The organism is Verrucomicrobiales bacterium (genome assembly GCA_016793885.1).
In the GTDB taxonomy this organism is placed as follows: domain Bacteria; phylum Verrucomicrobiota; class Verrucomicrobiia; order Limisphaerales; family UBA11320; genus UBA11320.
This window is the reverse complement of record JAEUHE010000002.1, coordinates 76,974-86,301: the sequence shown is the minus strand read 5'-3', so window position 1 is coordinate 86,301 and position 9,328 is coordinate 76,974. Positions and strand designations below refer to the sequence as shown.

Below are 9,328 nucleotides of genomic sequence, written 5' to 3'. Positions count from 1 at the left end.
GCTGGTAAATCTGATGAATCAACTCGGAAGCATGGTTCACCAGACGCATGGCCGCCTCGCGCGGCACGCCTGCTCGCCGCAGCCGATTGACGTAGGTGACGCGAAGGCAATGAAAGCACAGATGGGGTTTCTTGATTTTGGCGAAGAATTGAGTCCACCGGCGAGAAGGTTGAAAAGGAAACTGAAGTGTCACGGTGCGTCGCTCGGCTTTCAGACGCTCAAAGAGAGATTTGAGCGCGTCGGGCATGGGAATGGAAAACGCACGATCTTCGCCGCCCTTCGGATTTGGAAACGTGATTTTTTCCTCCGCGAAATCAATACAAGATGTCGGAATAGCGGATTCCCGAAGACGGCAGCCCGTGTTGAGACCAATCTCGAAAGCGACCTGCATCCATTCCGGCTCTGATTTCAAGGCTCGCCGAATTACGACAATTTCATCATCCGTCATTTCCGGTTTCTTCTTTGCCTTGTCTTTCCTGATTTTCAAATGAACGAGTGGATTGGAGTCGGCGTGACCGAGACGAACGGCCTCGCTCAGAATGAGGGAGAAGGTCTTGATCTCAAGAATGGCCGTGTTGCGCCCTGCTTTCTTGCCGGACTTCTTCTTAAAATTGATCCGCCAGTCAACGTATTCGAGCGCAGTCTTGTAGGTGATTTGTTTTGGAGTGTGAATGTGCCGGTACTGAAGCCACATCGCGACCCACTTCCAGGCATCATGGTATCGCTCCAGCGTCTTCTCGGTCTCACAGTGTCGATCCAGGAATTTGGGAACCCATGTGTCCCAACTTTCGCCGACGGCGGCCGCTTCGCGACGAAGCTCCTTTGCTTCCAGTTCAGCGCGAAGCACACGAGCCTTGGCAGTATCTCCTGGACTATCAGCACGGAGACCAGTGGATTCATTCTGACGCTTTCCCTTCGCGTCATAGAACGCAACCCACCAGAACGGCGACTTTTTCTTTCGGTAGAGCGAAGCCATAATGCGAGTGTAGCAGGTGTAGCAAACGTGCTACACCAGCCTGCTAAAATCAAACGATTTAAGCCATTCTAAACCACCATAGAATGTCTTATCCTGTAACGAGGGTTCGATTCCCTTCACCCGCTCCAAATTCCGCCCGAGCGAAATTTGCCCGCCTGTAGCACGGCCTTACGGCGCGGCTTCGGCGCCACACCCACCGTGCGGTGGCAACGGACGGCAAAGACGGCGCACCGGGCAGTCTAAGACATCTTCACTATCGGACCCACTGCTTCATTCATCTGGTTTCCGAGGCGGGAGAGTCCTCTTTTTTACGACCGACTAATGCACAAGTGCTTTCGTGGCGGACGTGCGATCGTTGCTGGAGCTCTCAGCTTTTACAGCCTGACGAAGCCTTCGGGCTGAGCGTGCGGTCGTTCAGGGGAACATTGGTAGTGACTTTGCATGGACAAAGCAGCTCTATCCTGCTCTGGTGTAATCGGTTGTTGCGGTCTGTCCCCCGAACGTAGTTGCGTAGTTGTGAAGAAGCGCGCGAGAAGCAGGACGAAAGTGGCCGCGTCGAAACCAGGGCGGACTCCGTCACCGACGCGAACGCGCCTTGGTTACGGTGGTTTGCACTCGCTTCCCTGTCGTCTGCTACAGTTTGTAGAATGTGCCCGGTAACAACCTGCTCGTTTCCGGTAACTCCTCTGGATAGGATGCCATGATGAGCAACCGGACCACATCCAGCGAAGCGCCGCGAGTGTTTCCCCCAACGCGGTGGTCGGTGGTACTGACGGCGACGCGGAAGGACGCGGCAGAATCGACGGCCGCTCTGGAAGCCATCTGCCGCGCCTACTGGTACCCGCTCTACGCCTATGTGCGGCGCTGCGGGCAGTCGGCGCATGACGCGCAGGATCTCACGCAGGAATTTTTCCGCTGCCTCCTTGAAAAGCGCTGGCTTGATTCCGCTGATCCCGGCAAGGGCAAATTGCGGACGTTCCTGGTCGTGATGCTGAAGAACTTCATGGCCAAGGAATGGCGGCGGGCGTCCGCGCAACGACGCGGCGGTGGACAGGCCCAGGCGCCGTTCGATACGGCCTTTGCCGAGACCCTCTATGCAGCGGATCGCAGTTCGCTCGCGCCGGAGGATACGTTCGACCGTCAGTGGGCTTTGACGTTGCTCAACCTGACCGTAGGGCGATTACGCACGGAGTTCGCGGCGGCGGGAAAGCCCGACGATTTTGACGCGCTCAAGGACTGCCTCCTGGCGGAGCACAGGAAGATTGACTATGCGGCGATCGCTGCGCGGTTGGGTGTGAACGAAGGTGCGGCGCGTGTGGCGGCTCATCGCTTGCGCAAGCGCTTCCGAGCTATCTATCGTCAGGAAATCTCGCAGACGCTGGAGGACGGCGCGGATGTGGATGGCGAACTACGGCATTTGGCCGCTGCGCTGGCCCGCCCCTGAGAATGCAACCACCAGGTAACAACCTTCTGCCAACCGGTAAGTAACGGGCATGAGCAACGAATCATCGTCGAGATGTCCTCAATGCGGAGCGGTCCTGCCGGACAACGCGCCCGCCGGGCTTTGCCCCCATTGCCTTATGGCGCTGAATTTGAAGACGGAAACCGTTTTCACCGACGACACGCCTGCCGCGCAACCACCGTTGCCTGCTGAACAGATTGCCCCCCATTTTCCGCAGCTTGAAATTCTCGAGTGTCTCGGACGCGGTGGCATGGGCGTGGTTTATAAAGCGCGGCAGAAATCACTCAACCGCCTCGTCGCGCTGAAGCTTCTCGCACCAGAGCGGGTGCGCGACGCGAAGTTCGCTGATCGGTTCGCTCGCGAGGCGCAGGCGCTCGCTGCATTGAACCACCCGAACATCGTCACCATCCATGACTTCGGACAGGCGGGTGGATTTTATTTCCTCCTGATGGAATTCGTGGATGGCGTGAATCTTCGCCAGCTTTTGCGTACGCGGAAGTTCACACCTGAGGAGGCGCTGTCCATCGTGCCGCCGCTGTGCGACGCTCTCCAGTTTGCTCACGACCGGGGCATCGTCCATCGCGACATCAAGCCGGAGAACCTGCTCCTCGACAAAGACGGCCGGGTGAAAGTCGCCGATTTCGGCATCGCCAAGATGCTCGGCACGGTCAACGTCGGCGGAACGCCCGGCGAAGCCGTCATACCCGAAAGTGCCACGCAAAGCGCCGTGGGCACGCCTGGCTATAGCGCACCTGAACAGAAGGCCGACCCGGTGCGCGTGGACAGCCGAGCCGACATCTATTCACTCGGCGTTGTCTTCTACGAGTTGCTCACTGGCGAACTGCCCGGCAAGAACATCGCGCCGCCGTCAACAAAAGTTCGGATCGATGTGCGGTTGGACGAAATTGTTCTGCGTGCGTTGGAACAGCAACCTGAACGCCGCTACCAACAGGCCAGCGAGGTGAAAACCCGTGTGGAGATGATCGCTGGAACGCCCGACAGCCGCACTGAAAGCAAGAGTCGGGTTTCCGCACCCTCGACACCGCGCCGTCCGTGGTCGCTCCTCGCCGTGGCGGCGCTGTTCATCGTGTCCGGCTGTTTGGCGGCCTGGGATATGGGAAGAGACTTTCGCAAGGACATTGCGAACATCAACTCTGCGGTCCTCGCGCTGCCGGTTGGCATCGGGCTGCTGCGTTTGCGTCCCTGGTGGCGCCGGGCCGCGCTGGTGACCATTTGGATTCCACCAGTGCTCGGCGCAGTTGTCGCGGGGATCGCCATATTCGGCGGGTTGGCCGTTAAGCCCTACGTGAGGGTCAAGTTCATGGGTTCGGAACTGATCGGGGGGGCACGCTATATCACTGTCCTGCTTGCTGGGATGCTGGCCGTTGCGCTGTTCGTATGGGTGTGGCGGGTTCTGACGCGACCAGGTGTGAAAGCTCTGTTTCAACGGGACGGGGTCGAGCGTCCGTGGGTCGAATGGGCGGTGTTGGTGGGTGTCCTCCTCATTGCTTACCTGGCACCGATGGGATCCCTGACCCAACCATCTGCCGCTCCACTTGCGTCGATCCACCCCGCGCTTCTTCGTGCGACATACTCGGCCCAAGCAGGGGGTACCAATTTGTTCGGCCCGGTGATCGAGAAAGTCCTGACGAATCACTCAGCGATCACTCTGCGTTCTGGACAGGTGGAGCCTTTGCCAAATTTTGGCGTCGAGCAGAGGATCACTGCGGAAACCGAAGGTGCGGTATTTTCCTGGATGGAGCGGACCGGTGTGGATTTTGTGTACCTCGGACGAGATGTGTTCTATGGCATCGTGCAGAATATCCGAACCTTGGCGCGTGGAGAGTGGGACGACTATAACCCTGCGCGATTGGCTGAATCCCTGTCCTCCAGCGGAGCCAATCGGCGAATCAAATTCCAAGACAATTTGCCTTACACTTATGGTTTCCAAACTCGCCAGGGCGGCTTGGGTCTGTTGCAGATCATTGGATTCGCCGACAACGACGCAGGCGTGAGCATTCGCTACGTCCTGCAACAACCAGGCTCAACTAACCCCTCAGACTCGCAAGAGTCGTTACAAGCCGCGAACAAGCCCAACGAACCGCTCAGTTGGTTGCTGGAGGAGCAACTGCCACTGGCAGACGCTCGCTCGGGGTTGAGCCGTGCCCCAGGGTATCCGCTGGTCGCCGAGGCGGTGGGCTGGGCTGACGACGACGGGCAGTTCAACCCAGTGATGTATCTGGCCAAGCCGTTTCCGAGGGGTGGCGGAGAAAATTATCTCGATGGGGTTGGCCGACGAAAACCGGGAGAAGGCATCCGGGTGCATATCTATCGGGGTACGAATCCGCTGGCCATCGCCAACCGCTTTCTCGGCTCCTACGAAATTATCGGCCAACCACACACCGCCCGCCTGCGCGGCGATTTCGAGTTGAGAGAAAAGGGCGGTCTCTACTTCAAGGTTTCTGCTGATGAGAGCATCGTGAAGCTCGAAGGTAGGCGAATTCGCCCTCCCGATCCTTCCAGCAAGACGAGCGGCGTCATCCGCAAGGCAAGAGCGATGAGTAACCCTGCGTTCCTAGAGGAGGCGCCCCGGCTGCAATTCCTCGCCTGGCAGGACGAATGGAAAACCAAGCAGGCCGGCGCGGCGCGTCGCCCGGACGGATCAGTAGTGACGAACACGGCCGAGTTGCAGTGGCTGCGTGAAGTCCACCCGGTGGGTTATGGCTGGCATTCAGAGCCAGCGCCGCCGTTTTTATACCTCTGGTTCTCGCATCCCCTCTTTGACTCGACCGGCCACGGTGAAGTCACTCTGCTGGGCGACATCGGCGACCTCATTCCGCCCGGTGCTCACGGTTCAATGGGCAGTTCGGCAGAAGCGGCGCGGCATGACACGGGCAATCTCGGCTGGCTCCGTTACACCCTTTGTCCGGGCGACGGAACGAATACTGCGGCTCGCGTGACTGTGCGGTTGCTCTATACCCTTGGTTCGCTGGAGAGAATTCAGGAACTCATCGTCGCGCCCAAAACCGCGGCTTCGATGTCGCTTGAAGGCGGCGCACAACTCAACGGCATCGGACAGAACCTTGACGGTAAAGCGTTTTTAGCGATTGCCATCGATGCAAGCAAGTTGCATGGAAGACGGTTTGGCGCGCTGGCCATCACCAAGGACGGACGCGAATTGGTTTCGTCAGGAGGAGGTGTCAGTGGCAACGCTGATGGCGCAGGCGTGCGGGTTGCACATTTCACGTTCGACTCTCCTCTGGCCGACATTTCCAAGTTTCTGATCGGCACACGCCCGGTTCGCACCGTGGAGTGGAAGGATGTCCTACTGCCTCGCTGGGAGTGGTGATTGCCGTCACCCTCAATTCTAGGATCGATCGGGAGTTCAACCCCGTCTCTTAGAAGCCGAATTCTCATCCGAAAAAGACCTTCTAAGGTCCGAAATTGGTTAAAGAATAGTCCTATCCTATTCCGGTAGAATAACTTGTTGTGGTTCGACCCCTCTTTGTTGCCAAGTCTTACGGCATGATTTCCAACGACTCAATCTTTTCGCCCGCAAGCTCGAAGAAGAATCGAAGATCAACGGGACTGCCGGGAAAATTTCCGACCAGATGGCAGGTTACGACGGTCTGTCCGTCCTTTTCTTCGCAAGCCAAGGGTTCACAGGTGTATTCATACTTTGCCGAGGCATCTGTTTTCCACTGTTTGATAGCGGCACGGCCTTTGTAGGTGAGTCCCTCGTCCTTTACGACGGCGGTTTCCGTGAAGCGTTGTGAAAGGGCCTCAGCATCACCCTTGTCTGCGCTGAAGTAGAGGGCGATGGCTTCCGGCAGGTTGAGTTCTTTTGCTCTTGGTTTCATGTTCGTTTCCTTGCTCATGGGTCTGGTGTTTTTGCTTTCTCAAACCGTGGGAATGTTTCCGCCATCGATGACGTATTCGCTTCCGGTGATCGAAGACGCTCGATCGGAAGCGAGGAACGCGACCAATTCCGCTACTTCCTCAGGCCGATTGGGACGACCTAGCGGGATCCCACCGAGCGAACTCATCAGGTTCTGCCTTGCGATAGCCGCCTCCGTCCCGGCCTGGGTGGCAAGCCGCTCGATCAGTCTTGCCGCCGCTTCTGTTTCAGTGAATCCGGGGGCAACGCTGTTCACGCGGATGCCGCGAGGGCTGACATCCTTCGAGAGTCCCTTGCTATAATTGGTGAGAGCCGCCTTGGCCGCAGCGTAGGCCAGAGTCGATTCGTGCAGCGGCAGCGTTCGTTGAATCGACGAGACATGGATGATGACGCCCGAACCTTGCCCCAACATCCCTGGAAGGAATCCACGGTCCAGCCGCACGGCTGAAAGCAAGTTCAACTCAAGCTCCTGTTGCCAGATTTCGTCGGTCAAGGCGAGCGCCCCGCCTCCGGTGGCGGCACTGCCGCCGACTGCATTAATCAAAATATCGAGACTGCCGAAGCGGTCGAGGACGGTCTTGATGACGTGGTCTGCGCCTGCCCGGGTGCTGAGGTCGGCCCGGATGAAGTGCGCGGAGTTGTCCCCCGCAGGAAGGTTGCGCGCGGTGGAGAGCACTGCGCCGCCGCCGGTTTGCAGGCGATGCACAATCGCCTCTCCAATTCCCTTTGTGCCGCCGGTTACCAAGATTCGTTTGCCGGAAAACTCGTTCGCATTCCAAGCGAGGGTGGATGTCTTCATAATCTTTGTTTCATCCTATGTTCGTTTCGTTGTTCGTTTCACACCACCACTTTGCCGAAAGGAGAACGATGCGTCTAAGACATCTTTACTATCGAACCAATGCCGTCAGAGTATCAAAATGGAACTACGACATTTGCGCTACTTCGTGGCGGTTGGCGAGGAACAGCATTTTGGGCGCGGTGCGCGCCGGCTCCGCTTGGCTCAGCCTGCGCTCTCCCGGCAGATTCAAGATTTGGAAGCGGAGATTGGCTTCAAACTGTTCGAGCGTCTGTCGCGCGGAGTTAAACTCAGCGCCGCGGGCAAGTTGTTTCTCGAGGATGCACGCCGTATTCTCCGGCAAGTGGAGGAAGCAGTGGGACGCGCCCAGCGTGTAGCGTCTGGTCAATTGGGAACATTGCGTGTGGGAATCATTGAGAGCATGTCGTGGCATGGAGTTGTTCCCGACTCATTTCGTCGATGCCGTGAGCGACAACCGGACGCCGAGCTGCAGATCAGGCCGCAGAGTTCGTCGGAGCAGATCGCCGCGATCCAATCTGGTCAGCTGGACGCCGGTTTCGTTTTCACCATCGCCGACATGGATCGGGAATTGGTGCAGCTCGAAATTGCTATGGTCAACCTGATGCTGGCGGTGCCGAAGAGTCACCCGCTGGCAAGGGTAAAGGCCGCACGCTTGCGAGAGCTGAGCGATGCCTCCTTTATCTGGTTTCCCAGACGGGAGAGCCCCCGCTTTTACGACCGACTGATGCATGCGTGCTTTCGTGGTGGCCTAAAATCTCCACGCGTGGTTCAGGAAGGAGTAAATGAGGCCACCATTCTGAGTCTTGTCTCGTGTGGCCTGGGTGTGGCGTTCGTGAGCAGTGCCACACGCTGGCGATGTCCCGAAAGCGTGGTGTTGCTATCCGTAGAGGACTTGAACGTGCGGCTTCCGTTTGCACTTGTGTGGCGAAAAGACAATGCTTCCGCGCTGCTGGCGTCATTTGTGGCGGATGTGCGAGGGTTGATGGAGGTCGCAGCGTCTAAAGCGTGAACCCATTCACGGCATTATGCACCACCCACACCATCTTCCGTCGGCCGAACTGCATTGGTCTCGTTCTGGAGCAGCTTTACGGGGGAGGGGACGTTTAGCCGCAAAAAACGAAAGACGGCGAAAAAACGGATTCGGATTGGGACTTAGTGTTTCGAGCCGTTGTCGTCCTCTTTCGTCTTCCTTTGTTTTTTGCGGCTAAAACCAGCCGGCTCGGTAATTGGGTCATTCAGCCTCCGCAGTTCGGTGTCCGGTTCTGGGCGGTGTGAGCTGTCGGTTCAACCTGACCGCGGATCAGGGGAGGGGACGTTTAACCGCAAAAAACGAAAGACGACGAAAAAACTGATTTGGATTCGGACTCAGGGATCAGTTCCCATGCCGGCTTCTTTGGGCTTGTTTGGTTTCTTGCGGCTAAAGGCTTCTGGCTCGGCGACCGCTACCTCGAGGAGCGGCTCAAGTCTGGACTCGCGAGACGCGAGCGGGAATGGTCAGAGAGCATTGAGGTGGGCCCTATCGAAAAATCGGCCTACGACCAAGGGCGTATACCCAACTCAACGGTTTCCGTTACGATGACTCTCGTTCGGGACAATAAAGTCGCGCTATCGATAGATTCGAACCGGTGAAAACGAATGAATCCCTTCAACTTGCAGCAACTCATCGCTAACATCTGCGTCAGCCTCGCCACACTTTCTCCGGAAGACCGCCCCAAGGTCGCACACCCGACACACGCCGCTGATGAAGTTATGGCCCTATTGCGCGCGGAGGTCCAATGAGCGACTGGCGCAAGCAGTACGAGGACGCTGCTGAGGATCAGGCCAGGCGTTTCGCCCGTTTCTTGGATCGCGAACTGAGGGAATTCATTCGCCGGCGCGCGACGGGTGACTACTATGTCATCTGGTATGAGGTCGCAAAAAGAACGCCGACCGCGGAAACGTGCTGGCTGCTCTACGAAGTGTTGTTGAGCGACCGTTCGTACCTCGATCGTTATCATTGCGCGGCAGCGCTGCTCGCCCTCCTGGGCTGTAAGGAGTTTGAGGAGGTGGAGCTATCGGCTGACTGGCCGGTTGTTCCCGGAAATCTGGCCAGACTCCGCGCCATGGTTGCATCGAAGTTCGGGCCACAGCTGTGATGCTGCCCCGTCCTCTCCCGACGGCCTTTGAACGGGAGGT

The 9,328-nt window shown here is 57.8% G+C and carries 7 protein-coding genes; 4 read left to right on the top strand and 3 right to left on the bottom strand.

The window, feature by feature from the left end; translation table 11 throughout:
* The coding region (locus JNN07_00505) for a tyrosine-type recombinase/integrase (GenBank protein MBL9166202.1) at positions 1 to 976 on the bottom strand (976 nt) is incomplete at its 3' end.
* Positions 977 to 1,679: 703 nt separating this feature from the next.
* Here JNN07_00505 and JNN07_00500 point away from each other — a divergent pair.
* Together JNN07_00500 and JNN07_00495 are read left to right on the top strand one after the other, a co-directional pair.
* On the top strand, positions 1,680 to 2,420 hold the full coding sequence (locus JNN07_00500; GenBank protein ID MBL9166201.1) for a sigma-70 family RNA polymerase sigma factor: 741 nt from the start codon (positions 1,680 to 1,682) through the stop codon (positions 2,418 to 2,420).
* 49 nt (positions 2,421 to 2,469) lie between these two features.
* Positions 2,470 to 5,787, top strand: coding sequence for a serine/threonine-protein kinase (locus JNN07_00495; GenBank protein MBL9166200.1), 3,318 nt, complete (start codon positions 2,470 to 2,472; stop codon positions 5,785 to 5,787).
* A gap of 169 nt (positions 5,788 to 5,956) precedes the next feature.
* On the opposite strand, the gene JNN07_00490 is transcribed toward JNN07_00495, so the two are convergent.
* Together JNN07_00490 and JNN07_00485 are read right to left on the bottom strand one after the other, a co-directional pair.
* On the bottom strand, positions 5,957 to 6,298 hold the full coding sequence (locus JNN07_00490) for a nuclear transport factor 2 family protein (GenBank protein ID MBL9166199.1): 342 nt from the start codon (positions 6,296 to 6,298) through the stop codon (positions 5,957 to 5,959).
* 39 nt (positions 6,299 to 6,337) lie between these two features.
* Positions 6,338 to 7,135 carry an SDR family oxidoreductase gene (locus JNN07_00485; protein ID MBL9166198.1) on the bottom strand — a complete coding sequence of 266 codons (798 nt, stop codon included), beginning with the start codon at positions 7,133 to 7,135 and terminating at the stop codon, positions 6,338 to 6,340.
* Positions 7,136 to 7,253: 118 nt separating this feature from the next.
* Here JNN07_00485 and JNN07_00480 point away from each other — a divergent pair, with 118 nt between their 5' ends.
* Both JNN07_00480 and JNN07_00475 read left to right on the top strand, forming a co-directional pair.
* Entirely contained in the window at positions 7,254 to 8,162 is a 909-nt protein-coding gene (locus JNN07_00480; GenBank protein MBL9166197.1) for a LysR family transcriptional regulator, read from the top strand.
* Between the two features lie 766 nt (positions 8,163 to 8,928).
* Positions 8,929 to 9,288: a hypothetical protein gene (locus JNN07_00475; protein MBL9166196.1), complete on the top strand. Its 360-nt coding sequence runs from the start codon at positions 8,929 to 8,931 to the stop codon at positions 9,286 to 9,288.
* The last annotated feature ends 40 nt before the right edge of the window (positions 9,289 to 9,328 follow it).